Source organism: Candidatus Blochmanniella vafra str. BVAF (assembly GCF_000185985.2).
Lineage (GTDB): Bacteria > Pseudomonadota > Gammaproteobacteria > Enterobacterales > Enterobacteriaceae > Blochmanniella > Blochmanniella vafra.
In genome coordinates this window covers 505,530-527,895 of record NC_014909.2, presented here as the reverse complement: position 1 = coordinate 527,895, position 22,366 = coordinate 505,530, and the positions used below count along the sequence as shown (strand labels likewise).

At 27.2% G+C, this 22,366-nt stretch carries 17 protein-coding genes and 3 tRNA genes; 6 read left to right on the top strand and 14 right to left on the bottom strand.

Translation table 11 applies throughout. The features are described from left to right. Positions 1-57 precede the first annotated feature (57 nt). From hisIE to sbcB, 9 genes are all read right to left on the bottom strand, one after another. Complete coding sequence (gene hisIE, locus BVAF_RS02335; RefSeq protein WP_013516781.1) at positions 58-717, bottom strand: bifunctional phosphoribosyl-AMP cyclohydrolase/phosphoribosyl-ATP diphosphatase HisIE; 660 nt, start codon at positions 715-717, stop codon at positions 58-60. Continuing rightward, the gene (hisF, locus tag BVAF_RS02330; RefSeq protein WP_013516780.1) at positions 711-1,487 is read right to left on the bottom strand and encodes an imidazole glycerol phosphate synthase subunit HisF; all 777 of its coding nucleotides are present in this window, start codon (positions 1,485-1,487) and stop codon (positions 711-713) included. The genes hisIE and hisF overlap by 7 nt, the downstream gene beginning before the upstream one ends. Continuing rightward, positions 1,457-2,218 (bottom strand): HisA/HisF-related TIM barrel protein, encoded by a 762-nt coding sequence (locus BVAF_RS02325; RefSeq protein WP_013516779.1) that lies wholly within the window; start codon positions 2,216-2,218, stop codon positions 1,457-1,459. The genes hisF and BVAF_RS02325 overlap by 31 nt, the downstream gene beginning before the upstream one ends. Positions 2,219-2,221: 3 nt before the next feature. Further along, positions 2,222-2,812, bottom strand: coding sequence for an imidazole glycerol phosphate synthase subunit HisH (gene hisH / locus BVAF_RS02320; protein ID WP_013516778.1), 591 nt, complete (start codon positions 2,810-2,812; stop codon positions 2,222-2,224). After that, a complete protein-coding gene (gene hisB, locus BVAF_RS02315) occupies positions 2,809-3,885 on the bottom strand; it encodes a bifunctional histidinol-phosphatase/imidazoleglycerol-phosphate dehydratase HisB (protein ID WP_013516777.1) in 1,077 nt (358 codons plus the stop codon). The genes hisH and hisB overlap by 4 nt, the downstream gene beginning before the upstream one ends. 22 nt (positions 3,886-3,907) lie before the next feature. Beyond that, positions 3,908-4,978, bottom strand: a complete 1,071-nt coding sequence (gene hisC, locus BVAF_RS02310) for a histidinol-phosphate transaminase (protein WP_013516776.1) — start codon at positions 4,976-4,978, stop codon at positions 3,908-3,910. 1 nt (position 4,979) lies between these two features. Next, positions 4,980-6,293, bottom strand: coding sequence for a histidinol dehydrogenase (gene hisD, locus BVAF_RS02305; RefSeq protein ID WP_013516775.1), 1,314 nt, complete (start codon positions 6,291-6,293; stop codon positions 4,980-4,982). 5 nt (positions 6,294-6,298) lie between these two features. Next, positions 6,299-7,198: an ATP phosphoribosyltransferase gene (hisG, locus tag BVAF_RS02300; RefSeq protein WP_013516774.1), complete on the bottom strand. Its 900-nt coding sequence runs from the start codon at positions 7,196-7,198 to the stop codon at positions 6,299-6,301. 301 nt (positions 7,199-7,499) lie between these two features. Next, positions 7,500-8,975: an exodeoxyribonuclease I gene (gene sbcB, locus BVAF_RS02295; protein WP_013516773.1), complete on the bottom strand. Its 1,476-nt coding sequence runs from the start codon at positions 8,973-8,975 to the stop codon at positions 7,500-7,502. 269 nt (positions 8,976-9,244) lie between these two features. On the opposite strand from sbcB, the gene BVAF_RS02290 reads away from it, so the two are divergent. After that, positions 9,245-9,577, top strand: coding sequence for a DUF496 family protein (locus BVAF_RS02290; RefSeq protein WP_013516772.1), 333 nt, complete (start codon positions 9,245-9,247; stop codon positions 9,575-9,577). 338 nt (positions 9,578-9,915) lie between these two features. Beyond that, entirely contained in the window at positions 9,916-10,893 is a 978-nt protein-coding gene (gene gutQ, locus BVAF_RS02285; RefSeq protein ID WP_013516771.1) for an arabinose-5-phosphate isomerase GutQ, read from the top strand. 38 nt (positions 10,894-10,931) lie between these two features. Here the strand turns inward: gutQ and BVAF_RS02280 are convergent. Continuing rightward, a tRNA-Asn gene (locus BVAF_RS02280) sits at positions 10,932-11,007 on the bottom strand. A 159-nt stretch (positions 11,008-11,166) separates the two neighbouring features. Here BVAF_RS02280 and BVAF_RS02275 point away from each other — a divergent pair. Continuing rightward, positions 11,167-11,258, top strand: a tRNA-Ser gene (locus tag BVAF_RS02275). Positions 11,259-11,543: 285 nt separating this feature from the next. On the opposite strand, the gene BVAF_RS02270 is transcribed toward BVAF_RS02275, so the two are convergent. Together BVAF_RS02270 and mdtH are read right to left on the bottom strand one after the other, a co-directional pair. Then, positions 11,544-11,635 (bottom strand) — tRNA-Ser (locus BVAF_RS02270). A gap of 227 nt (positions 11,636-11,862) precedes the next feature. Further along, positions 11,863-13,110 carry a multidrug efflux MFS transporter MdtH gene (gene mdtH / locus BVAF_RS02265; protein ID WP_013516770.1) on the bottom strand — a complete coding sequence of 416 codons (1,248 nt, stop codon included), beginning with the start codon at positions 13,108-13,110 and terminating at the stop codon, positions 11,863-11,865. 519 nt (positions 13,111-13,629) lie between these two features. On the opposite strand from mdtH, the gene murJ reads away from it, so the two are divergent. Continuing rightward, positions 13,630-15,192: a murein biosynthesis integral membrane protein MurJ gene (gene murJ, locus BVAF_RS02260; protein WP_013516769.1), complete on the top strand. Its 1,563-nt coding sequence runs from the start codon at positions 13,630-13,632 to the stop codon at positions 15,190-15,192. A 10-nt stretch (positions 15,193-15,202) separates the two neighbouring features. Here murJ and argS read toward each other — a convergent pair whose 3' ends face one another. Further along, positions 15,203-16,951: an arginine--tRNA ligase gene (gene argS, locus BVAF_RS02255; protein ID WP_013516768.1), complete on the bottom strand. Its 1,749-nt coding sequence runs from the start codon at positions 16,949-16,951 to the stop codon at positions 15,203-15,205. A gap of 404 nt (positions 16,952-17,355) precedes the next feature. Here argS and aspS point away from each other — a divergent pair, with 404 nt between their 5' ends. Then, positions 17,356-19,086 (top strand): aspartate--tRNA ligase, encoded by a 1,731-nt coding sequence (gene aspS, locus BVAF_RS02250; RefSeq protein WP_013516767.1) that lies wholly within the window; start codon positions 17,356-17,358, stop codon positions 19,084-19,086. A gap of 295 nt (positions 19,087-19,381) precedes the next feature. Further along, positions 19,382-20,758 carry a murein DD-endopeptidase MepM gene (mepM, locus tag BVAF_RS02245; protein WP_013516766.1) on the top strand — a complete coding sequence of 459 codons (1,377 nt, stop codon included), beginning with the start codon at positions 19,382-19,384 and terminating at the stop codon, positions 20,756-20,758. Between the two features lie 142 nt (positions 20,759-20,900). Here the strand turns inward: mepM and pyk are convergent, their stop codons facing one another. Continuing rightward, positions 20,901-22,352 (bottom strand): pyruvate kinase, encoded by a 1,452-nt coding sequence (gene pyk, locus BVAF_RS02240; RefSeq protein WP_013516765.1) that lies wholly within the window; start codon positions 22,350-22,352, stop codon positions 20,901-20,903. Positions 22,353-22,366 lie beyond the last annotated feature (14 nt).

The following is a 22,366-nucleotide window of genomic DNA, read 5'->3' as shown; positions in this document are numbered from 1 at the left end:
TTAATTGTAATGTGGAAAGTATTATTATGTATAATAATATATAATTCTCTTGATTTTTTAATTAATTTTTTTATTTTTTAATTTATTTCTATTTTTTAATTCTTGAATAATTTTGTTAAAAGTTAATGATTCATGTTGTAACAAAACTAATAAATGATAAATTAAATCCGCTGCTTCATTAACTAGTGCTGTTGAATTACGAGAGACTGCAGCTAGAGCAGTTTCTAAACCTTCTTCTCCAACTTTTTGGGCTATACGTTCAATACCATTAGAATAAAGATCAGATGTATATGATGATAATTCTTTTTGATTTTGGGTTAATGCATAATTATGTTTTTTTTTCATAGATATAATATTTTCTAATTGATATAAAAAACTAAAATCAGTAGATGCGGGATAAAAACAACTGCTAGTATTTTTATGACAAGTATAGCCTTGAGGTAATACTAAAATTAATAATGAATCTGAATCACAATCTGGATACCAATTTATAAATTTTAGTAAATTTCCAGAGGTTTCTCCTTTAACCCATAATCGATTTTTACTTCTTGAAAAGAAAGTAACATACCCTGTTTTTTCAGTTTCGGACATTGATTGCTTATTCATATATCCTAACATTAATATTTCTCCTGAAACTGAATGTTGTATAATAGCTGGAATTAATCCATTATTTTTAATCCAATTTAATTCGTGCTGTTTATCATTATTGTTTAACATAATCTAACTTTCACCCCTTTTTTAAATAAAAATTTTTTTAATTCAGTAATTTTGATAATGTTCTTATGAAAAACAGAAGCTGCTAGAGCCCCATCTACTTTAGAGTAATTAAAAACATCTAAAAAATGTTGAAAAGATCCAGCCCCTCCGGAAGCAATTAAAGGTATTTTACAATGTTTTCGAATTTCTAATAATTGATGTAAATCATAACCATTTTTCATGCCATCTTGATTCATTATGTTAAGCACAATTTCTCCAGCTCCATATTCTTGAATTTTTTTAATCCAATCTAATACTTTCCATGGGGTAGATTTCATATGATGACTATCTCCACTGAAACATTTAACTTGATAGATATTTTCTGTAGAGTTAAACCAAATGTCGACCCCGACTACCACGCATTGTGTTCCTAGATGTTCAGCTAAATCCTGAATTAATGATGGATTCATTAAAGCTGGAGAATTTATTGAGATTTTATCTGCTCCGAATTTTAATATTTGTTTAGCTTGAGTTATAGTGTTGATCCCTCCAGCAACGCAGAATGGAATATCAATAACTTTAGCAACTTTTAATATCCATTTTTTATCTACTATTTTGTTGTAAGGAGATGCTGATATATCGTAAAACACTAATTCATCTGCTCCTGATTTTGCGTAATGTTGGGCTAACGATACAATGTCGCCTACTATTTCATGATTTCGGAATTGCACTCCTTTAATGACTTGGTTATTTTTTACATCTAAACAAGGGATGATGCGTTTTGCCAACATGATATAGCCTCGTTAAGGGTAAATTTATTTTCTAATAGGGCTCGACCGATAATAATGCTGTTAACTCCGGCCTGTTTTAATTTAAATATTTCAGTTAATTGAATAGTGCCTCCAGAAGCTTGAAAAAATATATTTGGCCAGATTTGGCATATTGATTTATATAAATTAATATTACTACCTAATAAAGCGCCATCTCTTAAAATATCCGTACATAATACGTGTTTTAAACCTACAAGATTATATTCTTGTATTACTTGTTCTAATTGTATATCGGTTTTTTTTTGCCATCCGTGAATTGCTATTTTTTTATTTTTATTAAAATCAATATATACATCTAGTGCTAAGACTAAAATATCAGGATCAAAGTATGTAAACCATTTTTTTGTTTCTTTTGGATGTGTAATAGCTATGGACCCTAATATTATACGATTTGCTCCTGATTTTAATAAATTTTTTATATCTAGAGCGCTACGTATACCTCCTCCTATTTGTATTTTTACTTTAGAGTCAGATTTTTTAGTTTTTTGAATTAATTTGTTAATTAATGAAGTTTGTTTATTTTTCGGATTTTTTGCTCCTGATAGGTCTACTAAATGAATTATTGTAGCTCCTTGTTGTATATATTTTTGTAAAATATTTACAGGATCTCCATAATTGGATTGAGCTTGATAATTACCTTGATATAATCTTACTGCATTTCCATTTATAATATCTAAAGCGGGGATAATCATATATTACATCTCCAAAAAATTTTTAAGCAATTGTTTTCCGGGGGCGCTTGATTTTTCTGGATGAAATTGTACGCCTAAAAAATTTTTATATGCTATCGCTGCGCTGAATAATTCTCCGTATTTAGTATAGGCAATAGTTGATTGAGTTAATTTCATAATATAACTATGTGCAAAATAGAAAAAATGATTATTTTTTATACCATGAAATAAAGGATGTTTTTTTAAAAAAATAATGTTGTTCCATCCCATATGTGGTACCGATAATTTTTTATATTTTATGCGTATCACAGGAGTATTAATAATTCCTAAAGTTTTTATGTTATCATTTTCTTCGCTGATTGATCCAAATAATTGCATTCCTAAGCAAATACCCAAAATTGGTTGAGTGCAATTTTTGATTAATTGAACAAGATTGGTTTTTTCTAGTTGTTGCATAGCTGTAAATGCAGTGCCTACACCTGGCAAAAATAGTTTATTTGCCTTTAATATGATGTCAGGGTTATTAGTAATTTTTGGATTGCATCCTAATCTTTTTAGTATAGTTTTTACAGAGAATAAATTTGAGCATTTAGTATCAATGATTACTATTTTCATATTAAAGTGCCTTTAGAGCTGAGGACATGATTATCATATATATGTATTGCTTGACGTAATGTTTGCCCAAACGCTTTAAATAAGCTTTCTGCTTTATGATGGTCATTTTTTCCATGTGCTTTTAAGTGTAACGTGCACTCCATTTTTAAGGATAATGATCTAAAGAAGTGTTCTATCATATTGCTACTTAAATCCCCTATTTTTTGAAAATCATATTGTGCTTGATAATCTAAATATGCTCGTCCAGATAAATCTAATATGCAGTGTGCAGTACACTCGTCCATTGGAAGGGTAAACCCAAAACGACCAATGCCTTTTTTTTCTCCTAATGATTTTTTTATAGCTTCTCCTAATACTGACGCGGTGTCTTCAATTGTATGATGATCATCAATGTGTAAATCTCCTTGTACTATAATATGTATTCGGATTTTTGCATGAATAGCTATTTGTTCCAACATGTGATTAAAAAAATTAATTCCAGTATTGATGTAGTTTTTTTTATACTGATCAAGCCATATTTTGATATCTACGTTAGTTTCATTAGTGATACGTTGAATATGGGCAGATCTATAGCTATTTTGAGTTATATGATTTTGTACTTGTATCCAATTAAAATTTTTTTGATGATATTGTATTCCTTGAATTCCCATATTAGTAGCAAGTTGCATATCAGTATCTCTATCTCCAATTACATAGCTGTTGAATTTGTTTAGTAGTTTATTTTTTAACCATTTAGATACTAGACCAATGTTTGGTTTTCGGCAATTACATTGTGCTTCAGGTAAGTGTGGACAAATTAATATTTGGTCAAATATAATGCCTTGTGATTTAAAAATTTGAATCATTGTTTGATGAGGTTTGTTAAATTTATTGTAGGGAAATGTCAGGCTTCCTAATCCATTTTGATTTGTCACTATTATAAATTTAAAACCGATATTTTTTAATGTTGTAAGAACAGGAATAACGTAGGGTTCTAACGATAGTTTTTCTAATGAATCAATTTGAAAATTATTTTCCGGTTCATGAATTAAAGTGCCATCTCGATCTATAAATAGTATTTTATTATCATTCATGATAACTCCATGTTTTGTTTCATTAAGTGTAGAATTGTTCATTTTGTAAAATAGAAATTATTTGTTGGCATTCTTCATATGATCCAATGGTAATACGTAAACAATTTGTCAATCCCCATTGATAACTTTGATCTCTTAATATGATTCCTTGCTGTAATAATTTTTTAAACACTTGATATTTGGGAGTAAATTTTACTAGTATGTAATTAGTGCAACTAGGAAATATTGTTTGAACACAGGAACATCTTTTTAGACCTTCTATTAATATGTGACGATTATTGTGAATTTGTTTTATTCTGATTTGAGTATATTTAATCCCTTCAGGAGTGAGCGCTTGAGTAGCTATATCGATCACTGGAGTAGGTATAGGATAAGGAGCGATTACTTTTTTTAGTAATTTAATTATCTCTGCATTAGCTAAAGTAAATCCACAACGCAATCCTGCTAAAGCAAAAGCTTTCGATAAAGTTCTAAGAATAATTAAATTTGGGTGTATTGATAGTAGTTTGACTAGGCTGTTATTAGAGCAAAAATCAATGTATGCTTCATCAATGATTAATAAAGCTTTATTTTCAACGATTTTTAATAATTTTATTATACTATTTATATTAATAATATTTCCAGTAGGATTATTTGGATGACAAATATATATTAATTTGACATGATTTAATTGCGATGCGATAGATGATAAGTTTAATTGCCAGTTATTTATAGTAGGAATCATTCGGTAATTAATTCCTAAAATTTCTGCGCTAGTTTTATACATGCCATAAGTTGGAGGGCAGAAAATGATAGTATCTTTATTTGGATCGCAAAAAACTTTCATGAGTAATTCAATCCCTTCATCAGATCCTCTTGAAACTAAAACTTGATTATTTTGTACTCCAGAATAAGTCGCATAATTATGTATTAATTCTTTTGGTTGACACATTGGATAGCGGTTTAAATTATTTGTATTACTATATTTATAATGAGGAGCTATGGGATGTTCATTAGCGTTGAGCCATATTTTTCCTGAATATTCAAATTTTCTAGCTGATTGATATGGTTGTAGAGTTAATATCTGATTTCTAACTAGACAATGAATATTCATTTCATTTCCTTTTTATATAGTTTACCCGATGTGTGATAGCATATTCATGGGCTTTTAATTGTTCAATTTGTGCTAATGTTATAATGGTTTTTGATAATTTTATCAATCCATTTTGAGTTAATTCTTGAACTGATATTTTTTTTTGAAAATCAGTTACTCCTAATCCGGATGTATTAGCAGAACTTCCATATGTAGGTAATACATGATTAGGTCCACTTGCATAATCTCCAGCAGATTCTGGAGACCAATTGCCTAGAAATATTGATCCCGCATTAGTGATATATTTTAGATAGTTATTAGCGTTTTTAATGTGTATGAGTAGGTGTTCTGGAGCATAATCATTGCTTATATCAAAACATTCTATAATATTATTAGTAATAATTATACATCCATGTTTTAATGAGTTATTAATTATATCAATACGAGAGAGATTTTTTATTTGATTATATATTTCGTTTCGTGTTTGTGTAGCGATATTTATATTAGGAGTTATAAGAATAACATGAGAATCTGGTCCGTGTTCTGCTTGAGATAAAAGATCTGCTGCAATAAAAATTGGGTTAGCTGTTTCGTCGGCTATTATTAATATTTCAGATGGGCCAGCTAACATATCTATGGCTACATCTGTAGTTCTATAATTTATTTGTCGTTTAGCTTCAGTAACCCAAATATTTCCGGGACCAAAAATTTTATTGACTTTTGGAATAGATTGAGTACCAAATCCCATAGCAGCAATAGCTTGGCTTCCTCCTACTTGATAGATTTCTGTAATATTACAGAGTTGAGCAGTGTATAATATTATGTTGGAAATAGGAGGAGGAGAACATAATATTACTCGTTTACATTTTGCGATTTGAGCAGGAATTCCTAACATCATTACTGTTGAAGGTAATGGAGTAGTACCTCCTGGCACATATAAACCAACTTTATTTAAAGGTCTAATTATTTGTGTACAATGTACTCCAGGGATAGGTTCTAAATCTATTTCTGAAAAGTATTGTTTTTGGTGAAATTGATGAATATTATTAAATGCAGAACATATTGCTTGTTTTGTTTTATTTGATAAATATTTTTTTGAATTATTAATGGTTTGTGATGGGATTTTCAAATATTTTGTTTGAATACAATCAAAATATAAATTAAATTGTATTAAAGCGCTGTCTCCATATTGAGAGACTTGATCTAATATGTGTTTAACGTTTGAATAAATATCCTTATTTTTATTTTTATGTACTGGTCGTGTAAGTAATATTTTTTTTTCAGATAAAGAACAATGATCCCAATAAATGGGTATAAGATAGTTATCAAAATTCATAAAATTTATTCCATCATTTTTTCTATTGGTAATACTAAAATAGAACTAGCTCCTAAATGTTTTAATTTTTCCATAGTTTCCCAAAATAATGTTTCATTGCTTACCATGTATATCGCTACGCGATCTTGGTTCCCTGCTAATGGTAGCACTGTAGGACTTTCTGCTCCAGGTAGTAAATTAATAATTTCTTCTAATCGTTCTGCAGGAGCATGTAGCATGATATATTTAGATTCTCTAGCTTGGATCACTCCTTGTATTCTAATTAGTAATTTATTTACTAATGTTTGTTTCATATAAGATAATTGTCCAGGTCGTTGAATTAGACATGCCTTAGATCGGTAAATTACTTCAACTTCACGTAATCCATTAGCTTCTAATGTTGCGCCAGTTGAGACGAGATCACAAATTGCATCCGCTAGTCCAGCTCTTGGAGCTACTTCTACGGAACCATTTAATAAACATGGTTTAAAATACACTCCTAGTTTGTCTAAATACTGTTTTAATAAATTCGGATAAGAGGTAGCAATACGTTTTCCTTGCAAACATAATGGACCATCCCATGGATCATCTACAGGTAAGGCCATTGATAATCTACAATCTCCAAAATCTAGTCGTCTTAATCTAATGTAACAAGGGTTTTCTCCTTGCGAGCGTCTGGTTAATAATTCCTCTTCTAACACATTTTCTCCGATAATTCCTAAATCGACGACTCCATCCATGATTAATCCTGGAATATCATCATCTCTTACTCTCATGATGTCAATAGTCATATTTTCTGCAAATGCTAATAAGCGTTGTTGTTGTAGATTGATTTTAATACCACATCTTTCTAATAGTTGTTTAGACTCCTTACTTAATCTGCCTGATTTTTGCATTGCAATTCGCAATCTTGATTTGTTCAACATGATATTTGGCCTTGACACTATACTATGATGATGAATAAAATATTTAGTATACGTATAATAAAAGCATTTTAGTTTTATTAAAAAAATGTATTATAATTAATATGTGTAATTGATGATTAAATGATAATTTTTATTTGGTTATTTTATCTAATTTGATGACATTTGTATAGGATTAAATATTATTTAGTTACTTTATATATTATGTATATAATTTGTACTTCAATTAAATTTTTTCACCGAAATTAATGAATTTTCTTTGTTGATATATTTGTTATCCATAATACAATGGATAATATGACTATTAAATAGTATTTAAATAGTGTTTATAATATTGTTTTAATTTGTGTAAGAGATTAATTTGAATTAAATTATTTTGATGTAATAGAAGATTATCAATATTGGTTAGATAATTTTGGAATTTGCTTTGTTGAAGTAGTAGACGTTTATAGTCTAGCCATGATTTTTGTTCTTTTACATTCAGGCTGTAAGGAAAATTTCGAGCTTTATAAAAAAAAAATAACAGTTTTAGACGCGTATCAGTACTATTTATTTTTATTTTAGATAATTGTTGTATGTTAGTGTTGCGAATTTTATTAATTAGTTGACGATCAGAAAAATTGAAAAATTTGAAATATAATTGATTATCTACATGAACTTTTTGATATGTTTGTTTTAGTTTGAAATAAGATTCAATTGTTGTGTAAAATGTTTTGATTTTGTTTTTTAAATAAGTATGATTTATGTTTGTTTGAATGAAGTTTAAATTTTTTAAACAATATTGATAATAAGAAAATAAAGAATTTTTATAATAAAAGATGTTTTCTTTTTTAATCAGATGAATTGGAATTAAAATAGGACACGAATTGAGTTTGATTAATTGTAATGGGATTTGTTTAAAAAGATCAGATAAGTTTTGTGTGCCTTGATATAAGTTTTGATATAGTTTGTTTATGTTTAAATTTAATAATAAGTCTGGTTTGCTATTTAAATCGTAGGCTATAAGAATATTTTTATTGTTAGGGTGCCAAGAGATAGGTGCTAAAAATTTTATAAAGTTGTTATATGTATCGTTTATTGTATTAGAAATGAAAATTAAAGGATCAATAAAATCAAAATTGATTATTTTTTTTAATTGATCTTTAGTACGGTGATTATATAAAAATTGAAAAAAATATGGGTGAGTTTTTTGTGTGAGTTTCATAATTTCTAAGGTAGCATATACATCAGACATTGCATCATGAACGTTTAAATGTTCTATGTGATTAGCGTATGTTAAGTCAATTAGTCGAAAACTAATTTTATTTTTGTTGTTGATAGGCCAATAGATTTTCTCAGGATATAGAGAATAGTAAGCTCTTAATATAGGTAATAAATCCCATCTAGAATTTCCATGATTATATGCCCATAAATAAGGATCACAAAAATTTCTATAAAAAGTGTGTCGGGTAAATTCATCATCAAAATTGATATTATTATATCCAACTATACATGTGTTTGGTTTGTTAAAAATATTAAAGATACGATATGCGAACTCTGATTCTGTTAAACCATATTGTAAAGTATATTGAGGAGTGATTCCTGTAGTAAGAACAGATTCTGGATTGGGAAGATAATCATGGGGTATTTGGCAAAAAAAAATTTCTTTTTTAGCTATTGGACACAATTTATCATCGACTCGTATTCCTGCGAATTGAGCAGGCCGATCTAGGGCTGGATTTAGTCCGAAAGTTTCGTAATCGTAAATAAAAAAATTAGGTTGATTTTGAAGTAAAGTCATAATTATTTATAAACATTAATTATTTTTTAATATAAATATTAGCATATTTTTTTGAATACAGTATTGTGTTGATGCAATATTAATCATAATTAACATATAATTATGCCTTATATAATTATAATAATTACATGTCATAAATATGGGAATGATAATTTTTACTGATTTTAATTAGTATTCTTAACAAGAAATGTTATTATATATTATGGTTTTGTTTGTATTGTGTGTTGATATATATTGTTCTAGTTCTACGAATTAATTGGAATAAAATTATGAGTCAAGATTCAATAGATAAATCTTTTTATGATGTATTAGAGTTTGTACGAATGCTTCGTCGTAAAAATAAACTGCAACGAGAAATAATTGATAATGAAAAAAAAATTCGGGATAATCAAAAAAGAGTGCTGTTATTAGGAGATTTAAGTAATTATATAAAATCTGAAACTTCTATAGACGGTATTCAAGCTATAATAATTAATATGTGTAATGATTATGAAGATCGGGTTGACGAATATATAATAAAAAATGCAGAATTATCTAAAGAACGTAGGGAATTATCAAAAAAATTAAAATATTTAAAAAAATCTTATGATGATTCTGAGTGATGACAATTCATGGTTTTAATTTTTTACTTTTTAAGTAAAATACATTTGGGTTTTATGATTGAAGAATGATTTATTTGAAAAATATTAGTGCTTATTATAAAAATAGGATGTGATTGGAATAGTAGGTTGTATATTAAAGATATACATATCTCATTTTAGGAGATATATTAAGTTTTATTATCATTGCAAATGTTTTTGATGATGTTGTATATTGTTGATTGGTTTTAGGGATGTTAATAACAATAAAATTTTAAATAAATGGAATACTCAATATTTGAGTGATCATATATTGATGTCATATTAATAATTTTTCATTATCTATTTTAATGCTTATTTATATGATTAATGATAGATTGTTACTAGAATACGCTAAAGAAACTATAAAAATTGAAATAAATGAAGCGCTACATATGTTAGATCGCTTAGATGAAAGTATTGTAGTTGCTTGTCAAATTTTATTGAGATGTGAAGGAAAAGTTATTGTCTCTGGAATAGGAAAGTCGGGACATATTGGGAAGAAACTTGCAGCTTCTTTATCTAGTACTGGAACTCCAGCGTTTTTTATGCATCCTTCGGAAGCGTTACATGGCGATTTAGGAATGATTGAATCAAAAGATGTAGTAATATTTATTTCGTATTCTGGTCGTTCGTATGAAATAAGTCTTTTAATTCCCGTATTGATAGAGAATAATATTCCTATAATTGCATTAACTGGAAATTCTAATTCTCCTTTGGCTGTGCAATCAAATTGTGTTTTGAATATTCAAATACAACGAGAAGCATGTCCTATGGAATTAGTACCTACTTCTAGTGCAGTTAACGCTTTAATGATGGGAGATGCTTTAACTATGTCTTTAATGAGATATAAAGGATTTAGTATAGAGAAATTTGCTCAATTTCATCCTGGAGGAACCTTAGGAGCTCAATTATTAAATTGTGTGCACCATGTAATGCGTATAGGGAATAAAATTTCAAAGGTTTTTTGGAAATCAACTGTTATGGATGCTATGTTTGAATTGCTTCGTACTGGATTAGGTCTAACTGCTGTTTGTGATGATAATCAGTATGTTATAGGAGTATTTACGGATGAAGATTTAAGAAGATGGATAATACAACAAGATAAATCTTTAAAGGATTCTATTTGTATAGCGATGACTAAACCTGGTCATTATGTTGCTCAAGAGTGTAGAGTTGATGAAGCTATTAAAATTTTATATAAATTGAATATTACCGCAGCCCCGGTAGTTGATAAATCAGGAATTTTGGTAGGATCAATAAGTATTAATGATTTATATAAAGTTAAAATTATTGAATGAATTTATTATACGTTTAATTTGAATAATTTGATTATATATGGCTCCTCTGACTGGATTCGAACCAGTGACATACGGATTAACAGTCCGTTGTTCTACCAACTGAACTACAGAGGATCATATGTTGCTCCATATTATATATAATTGTCTATATACATACAAGAAATATATTTTGTTGTGCTAAATATGGAAATAATGTCAAGTTTTATAAAAGAAAAGAGTTGATTATTATGTTTCGAATAAATAATAATTTTGTTTTTATTTTATGTATAGATAGGAGAGATGCCGGAGGGGTTGAACGGAACAGTTTCGAAAACTGTCTAAAGAAAAAACCAATTCTTTCAAGGGTTCGAATCCCTTTCTCTCCATTATTGATTTATATATAAAAATAGTAGTGTGAGAGATTATGAGTAATTTTTATATCATGAATATGATTAAAAAGTTGTTTGTTATAAATAGTAATTTTATTTATGTTTGATGTGTGTATATATTATTCAATTTTCCCTAAATAACAACATTATTAAATTGATAATATTGTTATTTAGGGAAATTAAAAATTTTTAATAGATATGATTTATTTTTCCAAAAATGAGGTTGTATATATTTTTAAATTTTCATTTTTTATTGTTATTTATATAATAATTTATTCTATACGGTGAGGAAGGGATTCGAACCCTTGATACATTAAGTTAATACGTATACATGCTTTCCAGGCATGCTCCTTGAGCCACTCGGACACCTCACCATTGAGGTATCATATAGAGTTTATATGATATTTGTTTTATTTTTTGTTTTATATTATTTGTATAGTGCTTTTAAAAATATTAATTGCATAATGATCAAATTTAATAGCTTAATTTTTGAATTAGATAGTATAGAGTTAATTATTATTCGTCAAGCATAAGGCTGTTGATTTATGTATAAAATTGATGGATTTTTATTATTATTAATTATTTTGTTTTAACATATGAGCTAATTTTTTTTCCGAATAGATTTATTATGTGTATAAGTACAATTTTTTTTATTTAATAAGGAGAATTGAAAGGAATAATATCGAAATTGATAGTATAATCCCAATAGTGTAATAATACCTATTACACTGAGCGCTATCCATGGTAATTGTAAGAAATTTAATTTTTTACCTAGGTCATATAACCACCCACTACCACTATAACCCAAAGTACCTCCTAAAGCTAAACTAAATTTATTAAACCCTATATAACTACTGCGTGCTTTGTAGTCTGTGAATAAAGCAATTAATGTTTCTCTTGCAGGTTCGGCAATAATAGAGCCTATATAAAATAAACTAACTAAAAGTAATAATTCATATAAGTTTTTTACTAACCCAATAGGGAATAAGCTAATAATCATTATAATTAATCCCATCATTAATCGTGTTTCTAACCGAAAATATTTTTCAGCCCAATAAGTTATAGGAATGATAAACAATAAAGATAAAATAGCTTCTATGATATAGATATATTTTATGCATGATAATTGCCCAGATATTTCGTGAACACGAATTGGTAACATTAACATCATTTGAGCAGATAAAATATAATATCCGGTTAGTGTTAAAGCATAAATAACAAATCTTTGATTGTTTAATACTTTTTTAATTCCATCTAATAAAGAAAGATGAGAACTAGAAATTTTATAATCAGGTAACCCCCATGCATTAAAAATACCAGCTATAAAAAATAATATTGCCCCTGTAAAGCACACTAGTTTAAAATTGTATTGTAGTAACCATGTGCCTAATGTTATTCCTATAATTGCGCATACACTATCTTCTAACATTAAAATAGAATAAAATCTACCTAATTCCCATGGTCGTATCAATTTAATAACTAAAGCTGTTCTTGGAGGATCAAATAATGTACCCCCTAATGCGGACAATATACATGATAAACACAATAGTATGGGAGTTTGTGCAATACTCATTATAATAAATCCTACTGTACGCATTAATAGTCCGGAGACAATCATTGGTTTAGCTCCTAATTTATCAGCAAATGCACCTCCGAAAATACCTAATCCCTGTTGAATAAATTGGCGTAATCCTAAAGCAAATCCAACTAAAAAAGCTGCCCATCCTAATTGTTCAACAAAGTATATTGAAATTAATGGAAAAACAGCATAAAAGCCTATAACCACAAACATATTATCTATAATTAAAAAATACTTACCTAATCTTCGAGCTTTAGATGTTGAATGCATGAGTCACCGCTTATAGTATGTGATGTTTTTATGTAGATTTTGTATGAATGATATAAGTATACCCATTATAATACATTAATTTTTGATACTATATAATTTTGTTTTATGTTATTAATTTTGTGCTTATATCATGAGATATTTTTTAGTAAATACAGGATATAGTTATAGTAATCGCATAAGATGACTAATAGTTTTTGTTTGTAGTTATTTGATGCTACAATTAGTATTATTTATTTTTATCATTAACTTGATTAAATTATTTTATCATGTCTGATTATTTATGTATTAGATATGTAATATAATTCATTATGTATATGAAGCATATAATATACGTATATTGAATGATTATGTATGTATTAAGTGTTTATGTATGATAGAACTATTATCACATATATTTTGTAAATTTTAATACTATATATTTTAGAAATTTATTGTATTTACATAATCATATATTTAGTATATAGAAATATATTTTATACATTATATATATAATAAAATTATTGATTATTTATAATAACGATGAATTTATTAAAGCCATTAATACGAGTAAGCTTTATAACTACGTTTTCTAGGGTTCTAGGATTTATTAGGGATAATATTATAGCTCGAACATTTGGAGCAAGTATAATGACTGATGCTTTTTTCGTTGCTTTTAAATTATCTAATTTTTTACGACGAATTTTTGCTGAAGGCGCATGTTATCAGATTTTTTTACCTATATTATCAGAATATAAATGTTTTTTTGATATAAAAGAAATAAAAACATTTATTTCTCGTGCGTTTGGTTTATTAATAATCATTTTAATTATAATAATTTTTTTTGGGTTATTATTAGCTCCTTGGATTATAAGGATTGCTGTTCCTGGGTTTGATAATATTTCAGAAAAATTTGATACAACCGTTTTATTATTTCGAATTATGATTCCTTATATTTTATTGATTTCTTTAGCATCTTTTATGGGAGCAACTTTAAATACGTGGAATTTTTTTTTGGTTCCTGCGTTTATTCCAATTTTTTTAAATATAAGTATGATAGGATTTATGTTATGTTCTAAATATTTATATTTGTGTACTCCCATAGTTGGATTATCTTGGTCAGTGTTTGTAGGAGGATTATTGCAGTGTATATATTGTTTGCCATTTTTAAAAAAAGTAAATTTATTAGTTTGTCCAACAGTTAATTTACATGATAATAGAATACATAGGATATGTCGGTCTGCAGGATTGATGTTAGTTGCAGTATTAAGTAATCAAATATCTTTAACAATTAATACTATTTTTGCATCGTTTTTACCAGATGGGTCTATTTCTTGGATATATTATGCTGATAGAATTATTGAATTACCTATTGGTATTTTTGGAGTGACATTAACTACTGTTTTATTGCCATGTTTATCTAGGTTTATTGCGATAGGAAGTAGTGTAGAGTATTTTAATCTTATAAATTGGGGGTTAAAATTATGTTGTGTATTAAGTTTTCCTAGTGCTGTTATTTTAGGAGTTTTATCTAAACCATTAATAATAACATTATTTCAGTATGGTAAATTTTCAGGATTTGATGTTTTGATGACTCAATATTCTGTAATAGCTTATTCAATAGGATTACCTGGTTTAATCTTAACTAAAGTATTAACTGCGGGTTTTTATTCTCGTCATGATATCCAAACTCCAATTCGCATGATTATTATTACTGTAGTTTTTTCGCAATTTATAAACATGATGTTTATTCATATATTAAAACACGTTGCTTTTGCTTGTTCTATTAGTTTAGGTGCTTGGCTAAATGCAGGATTATTATTTTGGCAATTTAAGAAAAAATATTTATTTCGTTTATCTTCTGGATGGTTGCATTTTTTGTGTAAATTAGTTATAGCATTGTGTTTTATGTATATAGCTATATTTTTCATGCAATTATTAATTTATGGAAATGGAGAGGGATGGGTTATAAATCATATGTTTTATAGATTATTAAAAATAATAAGTATATTAATTTTAGGAATAAGTAGTTATCTTGCGATATTAAAATTATTAGGATTTCGAGTGAAAGATTTTTTTTGGTTTCATAGAGATACTACTAATTAGTAGATACATATTACATATACTCTGATGTTTCTATTCCCAATAGTTCTAAACCTTGTTTTAAAATATGAGCAGTAAATAAAGATAATTTTAATCTACTATGTTGTAGATGAATGTTTTTTGTTTCTAAAATAGGATAAGATTCATAAAATGAAGAAAATAATGCTGATAATTTATATAAATAATTACATAATAGATGTGGAGTTCCTTGATCTGCTATAATTTCAATTATTTCATTAAATTGAAGCAAGCAAGTTGCTAATAGTTTTTCTTTTTTGGTAATTATTTGAATTTTGTATTTATTTTTTTTTAGGTTAGGTTGTCCGGTTTTTTTTAATATTGAAAAAATTCGAGTATAAGCGTATTGTATATATAAAGCAGTATTACCGTTAAAATTTAACATAGTATCCCAGTTAAATATATAATTTGTTGATCTATTTTTCGATAATTCAGTATATTTAATTGCTCCTATGCTAATAATGTGCGCAAGTTTGTTTAATTTTATATCTTCTAAATTAGGGTTTTTTCTATAAATTAAATCATGGGCTTTTTTAAAAGCTTCATTTAGTAATGTGGTTAATTTTAATACGTTTCCTGCTCTAGTTTGGAATGGTTTTCTATTTTTTTGAAGTATCATGCCGCATATATGATGTTCAAATGATACTGATTTTGGAATGTATCCTGCTTTATGTGCAATTTTCCATGCTTGTAACAAGTGTTGTTTTTGTCTTGAATCAGTATAATAGATGATTCTATCAGCATGTAATATTTCACAACGATATTTTATACAAGCGATGTCAGTGGTACTATATAAATAACCTCCATCTTTTTTTTGTATTATTACTCCAAAAGAAGAGTAATATTCGTTTTTTTGATCTTTATTGAGGAAAACTACGGTAGCATTATTACTAGTAACGGCTATTTTTTTATTTTTTAGGTCCCTAACAATATGGGGTAGCATATTTTGATACATGCTTTCTCCCATGATATCGCTTTTTTTGAGAGTGATGTTAAGCCGATTATATAATTTTTGATTATTTGAAACAGATATATTTACTAAATGTTGCCATATTTTTTTACAATAACCATCGCCTTGTTGTAATTTTACAACATAATGACGTGCTAATTTAGCAAAATTAGGATCAATATCATATATTTTTTTAGCCTCTTGATAGTATTTTTCTAATACATCAAATGATTGAATTTTATTTAATGAAAAGTTATGTGGTATTTGTTTGTGTATATATGCAATTAACATACCAAATTGAGTGCCCCAATCGCCTATATGATTCGCTTTAATAACATGATGTCCTAAAAAAGATAGAATACGAGCGGTACTATCGCCAATTACAGTTGATCTTAAATGTCCAACATGCATTTCTTTTGCAATATTAGGGCCAGAATAATCAATAATGATGGTTTTTTGTTGTTTTGAATAAATTCCAAAATTAGGTAAATTACCAATATAATTAATTTGGTTTTCTATCCATGTTGAACTTAAAAAAATATTAATGAACCCTGGTTGTTCAAATTTTATAATTTCAACCATGTGTTGTAAATTTATAAATTTAATAAGTTTTTTAGAAAAATTTTCAACAGAAATATTTAGTAATTTGGATATAGGAATAAGTCCATTAATTTGATAGTCTCCAAATTGCTTGTGAGTAGATATGTGAATTTTGATTAAATGAAAAAAAGATTCTGCGTTTATTTTAAGTAAAGCTTGATATAGATGTTGCAATAAAAGATTTTGAATGTTCATATAATTTATAGAATTAATTAATTATTGAAGTTTTTATTTTGTTTTATAAACTGCATACATATTTATTTGATTATAATTTGTATACGTATTTTTATATATAAATAATAGGATATTTGTTTTGTATATTATCATGATTATGTAGTGTCTATGTTAATGTTCATATATCAATTAATATTAGGGAGATTTACATATATTTATTTTAACAGCATGAGTTTGATGATAAAAATTTAAATTATGTATATGAACGATATTATTTTAATGTTTAATAAGAGCGTTATATATACAAATATATATTTTATAATAAGATCATGCTACATTACATAATTATATGAATAAATAAATTTTTATTTATTTTGTACAATTGTAAATATACAATATATTGATTTTTGAGTCAGAGGTAATGCATGCGTACTGCTTATTGCGGGCAATTAAATTCAGCTCATATTGGTTTGGAAATAACATTGTGTGGTTGGATAAGTAAGTTAAGAAATCTTGGAAAGTTAATGTTTATTGAGTTAAGGGATAGAGAGGGTTCTATTCAAGTATGTTTTGATCCTAATTTTCAACAAGAAGTATGTAAAAATGCTTCTATTAGTCTTAAACAGGAATTTTGTATACAATTAAGAGGAATAGTTCGTGCTCGTCCTATTACTCAAATAAATAAAAATATGTTAACTGGAATGATTGAAATTGTAGCGAAATTTTTTGTCATTCTTAATGTGTCTGAGCCATTACCATTAGATATTACTAAGAATAATACAGAGGAGAATCGTTTAAAATATCGTTATTTAGATTTAAGAAGACCGATCATGTTATTGAATATTAAAACTCGTTCTAGAGTTATGTCATTAACTCATAGATTTATGGAGTTGGAGGGGTTTTTTAATATTGATACTCCTATTTTAACTAAATCTACCCCAGAAGGTGCTAGAGATTATTTAGTTCCTAGTAGGTTGCATATAGATAAGAAATACGCTTTACCTCAATCTCCTCAAATATTTAAGCAGCTATTAATGATTGCTGGATTTGATAGATATTATCAAATTACTAAATGCTTTAGAGATGAGGATTTACGTTCAGATCGACAACCAGAATTTACTCAAATTGATATGGAAGCATCTTTTATTGATGCTAAAAGAATACGAGAGCTTATGGAATTTTTTATTTGTACTGTATGGCGTGAAATCTTAAATATAGAGTTAGGAGTATTTCCTCAAATTTCTTATTTTGATTCAATGAGGAGATTTGGATCTGACACTCCAGATTTAAGAAATCCAATAGAAATAGTTGATGTATCTGATTTTTTTAGATCTATATGGAATCAATTTTTATTAAATAAAATTATGATAGATATAGCTGTTAACCAAGTAATAGTTATGAAAATTCCAAATGGATATTTTTTAACTGACAAACAGATTAATAAATATGAAGATTATATTCGAAGATGCGGGATACAAAATTTTTACTGGATTAAAGCACAATGCAATGATCAAAAAGAAATAGTTAAAGTTGATGGTCCAATAGTTAAATTCTTAAATAAAATTATATTAAAAGCGTTATTCAAAAAAATTAATTTTAAACACAATGGTGTTTTATTTTTTGTTTTTGGTAACAATAAAAATTTATTTATCACTAAAATATTAGGTTCGTTAAGACAAAAAATAGGTAGTGATTTAAATTTGATTAAAAAAGATACTTGGGCTCCATTATGGGTAGTAAATTTTCCAGTATTTAAAAAGAATGAATTAGGTAGTTTAATACCGGTACATCATATGTTTACAGCACCAAAAAATTGTGATATAGAATTTTTAAAAAATAATCCGTTATTAGCGGTGTCAGAAGCTTATGATATGGTAATTAATGGGTATGAGATAGGAAGTGGTTCAGTTCGTATTCATTCGTATTTATTACAGCAAACAATATTTGATATTTTGGGAATAAGTCGAAGTACACAGCAAAAAAAATTTGGTTGTTTAATGAATGCTTTAAAGTATGGTGCTCCTCCACATGCTGGATTAGCATTTGGACTAGATAGATTATTGATGTTATTAACTGGTTCTAAAAGTATTAGAGATGTTATTGCGTTTCCAAAAACTACTTCAGCAATAGATTTAATGGTTGATGCGCCTGATTAAGTTTATTGTTTATGAGAATAATTTGATTTTATTAAATTAAGATTGAATAATGTCTAATTTTTGTTGTTGTCATTTATAGTAATAATTTTTATATTTTAAATATATATTAATTATAATTAATATATATTGCTTTGTTATAAAGAATATAAATATTTGGAATTAGGATACTTATCCTGTAATGAAATAAATAATTATATATATTTAGTTGTCGTTTCTTTTAAAAGTGGATATTGTTTGTGTATTTGATATGTAAAATGTAATAGAAATAACAAATGTCATATGGGATTTATTATGAGTGTATGGAATTGTGTGTAATTCTATTAAATTAATATGTCGTTGTTTGTATAAGCGATATAGTATCATTGTTCCTTTTGTGTTTATAATAATTATTATTATCATGATTGTGTGGAATATGTTTTTATTATCATATGAATTTAATAAAAATGATTATAATCAAATCATTGCTGTACAAAAATCTACATTGTGTTCTTTTTTTAAAACTATTAATAATAATACATATGTTGAAGATAATTTATTTTTCTTAAACATTTTAAAAAAACAAGTTAGTCAAGAGCAATCTTTAAAAATATTCAGTATGAATGATTATTCAAGACTGTTCTCTAATAATACATTGACGCAATTTGTAGAAAAATATAATAGAAATTTAGTAAATATTGATGAAGTGTATTTATTAACTCAACAATACCCTGTATTGGATAAATTAAGAATTGGGCAATCTTTATTGTGGCTGATTGTAAATCAAAAACGTCTACAATGTTTAATTTGGGGTGTTTCTGAGCAAGAAATACGTCTTTATAATAAGAAAATGAATGCTTATTTTAATCAAGGAATTATTAAAGTATTAAAAAAAAATAGCAATGAGAAAAAACAATGTTACACAGTGTTGTTTTCAGGATCACTACATGAAACTTTTGTTGATAGCGCTCGATCTTTAGGGTTAGAGGAAAATTGTATAGTAGATGTAGTTAATGCGTTAAGATATCAATTGGATTTTAAAAAATTGCATTCAGGAGATAAATTTGCTCTATTAGTTTCTTTGATATTTGATATTAAAAATAATAATATATATAGCGAATTAATTGGAGCCCGAGTACGTACTGCTGGTCAAGATTACTATATTTTTAAGGCAAATAATGGTCGTTTTTATAATAAAGAAGCTGTAGGATCTATAAATAAATTTATTCGTTTACCGATATTAAAACCGTATCGTATATCTTCTAATTTTAATATGAATAGGTTAAATCCTGTTACTGGTCAAGTAACTCAGCATGTTGGAGTAGATTTTGCTGTACCGGTTGGAACTCCGGTTTTATCCATAGGAGACGGAGTAGTATTGAGTAGTAAATATAGTAAAATTGCTGGCAATTATGTAGTTATTAAGCATGATTTTCAATGTATAACTCGATATATGCATCTTAAAAAAATATTAGTTAAATCAGGACAGAGAGTAAGTCGAGGAGATAGTATTGCATTATCTGGTAATACGGGTCGATCTACTGGTCCTCATCTACATTTTGAAGTCTGGATTAATCGTCAACCTGTAAATCCTTTGACTACTAGTATTCTAAATGTAGAGAAATTATTAGGGAATGATCGCATAAAATATTTAAAACAAATAAATGAAATTATCCCAAAATTAAATTTTGATTAAATATAAACAATAGTGAGGTATGTATAATTCTGTATATTTTTTATTAGTTAGTATAGATATTAAAATGATTAAATGATAGCTTTGATTTTGATTGTTTTATATATAAAAATTTATTATTAATAGTTTTGGGGTATAAAATCACTTATTCTACTGCTAATATATAACTCATATTAGTTACATTAGATTGATTCAAGATGTTATCTTGTATCACTATTACTAATTCACCGGGTATTACAAATCCTTTATCTCGCAATAGATTGCTAGCATGTCTTGCATCAATGATATTGTTTCCAGTGTGACTAAAATAGATAGGAATGACTCCTCTATATAAAGTAACTATATTAAGAGTATTAATATCATGGGATAATACGAAAATAGGTAATTTTGAATTAATACGAGACATAAGTAATGCGGTATATTCAGAATCAGTTATAGAAATAACTGCGCGTATTGTATCGAGATGATTCGCTATGTACATAGTAGATGATGCAACAGCTTCTTTTACGTTTGTAATTTTTTTTTTTGGTTTATTTAAAGATATTGATGGTTGATCAATATTGGATATTTTTTCTGCTCCTAAACATACATTAGACATAGCAGTAACAGTTTCAGATGGGTACAATCCAGTAGCAGTTTCTGAAGATAACATTACTGCATCTGTACCATCTAATACAGCATTAGCTACATCCATGACTTCAGCTCGAGTAGGTATGGAATTTGTAACCATAGATTCCATCATTTGTGTTGCAGTGATAACTGCTTTATTGAGAGCATGTGCTCTGTATATTATTTTTTTTTGTATTTCTACTAATTTTGGATCTCCAATTTCTATCCCTAAATCTCCTCTAGCCACCATGACTGCATCAGACGCTTTGATAATATCATCTATTGTTTCATCGGATTTAACTGCTTCTGCTCGTTCTACTTTAGATATAATTTTTGCATTACTACCAGCGTCTATAACTAATTTGCGGGCATAATTTAAATCTATACTACTACGAGGAAAAGATATCGCTAAATAATCTACTCCTATTTTAGCGGCAGTAATAATATCTGTTTTGTCTTTATCTGTTAATACTTTAGCAGATAAACCTCCTCCTAATTTATTAATGCCTTTATTATTAGATAATATTCCTCCGATTATTACTTTAGTAAAAATTTTAGTGTTATTAATTTTGATAACTTGTAGTTGAATTTTTCCATCATCTAAAAGTAAATAATCGCCTGGAGATACATCTTGAGAAAGTTTTTTATAATTAACCCCTACATATGTTTGGGTACCTTTATTATCTTGATTCATAGAGTCGAGTAAAAAATTATCTCCAGATTTTAAATATACTTTATCGTTTTGAAAAGTTGAAATACGGATTTTAGGTCCTTGTAAATCTCCAAGAATAGCGATATATCGTTTTAATTGAGTAGCAAGTGCTCGAATTTTATTTGCTCGGGTAAAATGCTCTAAAGGTTTTCCATGAGAAAAATTTAATCTAACTACATTTACTCCAGAAGTAATGATTTTTTCGAGATTATTTGCTTGATCTGTAGAAGGACCAAGGGTAGCAATAATTTTAGTTCTTCTCAGGTATTTCGGCATATTAGTTCCTTGAA

Bases quoted from the DNA above. Each gene is read 5' to 3' on its own strand.
- aspS (WP_013516767.1), top strand. From the start codon at position 17,356: ATGCGTACTGCTTATTGCGGGCAATTAAATTCAGCTCATATTGGTTTG.
- BVAF_RS02325 (WP_013516779.1), bottom strand. From the start codon at position 2,218: ATGATTATCCCCGCTTTAGATATTATAAATGGAAATGCAGTAAGATTA.
- BVAF_RS02290 (WP_013516772.1), top strand. From the start codon at position 9,245: ATGAGTCAAGATTCAATAGATAAATCTTTTTATGATGTATTAGAGTTT.
- hisB (WP_013516777.1), bottom strand. From the start codon at position 3,885: ATGAATGATAATAAAATACTATTTATAGATCGAGATGGCACTTTAATT.
- hisD (WP_013516775.1), bottom strand. From the start codon at position 6,293: ATGAATTTTGATAACTATCTTATACCCATTTATTGGGATCATTGTTCT.
- hisC (WP_013516776.1), bottom strand. From the start codon at position 4,978: ATGAATATTCATTGTCTAGTTAGAAATCAGATATTAACTCTACAACCA.
- hisIE (WP_013516781.1), bottom strand. From the start codon at position 717: ATGTTAAACAATAATGATAAACAGCACGAATTAAATTGGATTAAAAAT.
- gutQ (WP_013516771.1), top strand. From the start codon at position 9,916: ATGATTAATGATAGATTGTTACTAGAATACGCTAAAGAAACTATAAAA.
- mdtH (WP_013516770.1), bottom strand. From the start codon at position 13,110: ATGCATTCAACATCTAAAGCTCGAAGATTAGGTAAGTATTTTTTAATT.
- murJ (WP_013516769.1), top strand. From the start codon at position 13,630: ATGAATTTATTAAAGCCATTAATACGAGTAAGCTTTATAACTACGTTT.
- hisF (WP_013516780.1), bottom strand. From the start codon at position 1,487: ATGTTGGCAAAACGCATCATCCCTTGTTTAGATGTAAAAAATAACCAA.
- hisH (WP_013516778.1), bottom strand. From the start codon at position 2,812: ATGAAAATAGTAATCATTGATACTAAATGCTCAAATTTATTCTCTGTA.
- pyk (WP_013516765.1), bottom strand. From the start codon at position 22,352: ATGCCGAAATACCTGAGAAGAACTAAAATTATTGCTACCCTTGGTCCT.
- argS (WP_013516768.1), bottom strand. From the start codon at position 16,951: ATGAACATTCAAAATCTTTTATTGCAACATCTATATCAAGCTTTACTT.
- hisG (WP_013516774.1), bottom strand. From the start codon at position 7,198: ATGTTGAACAAATCAAGATTGCGAATTGCAATGCAAAAATCAGGCAGA.
- sbcB (WP_013516773.1), bottom strand. From the start codon at position 8,975: ATGACTTTACTTCAAAATCAACCTAATTTTTTTATTTACGATTACGAA.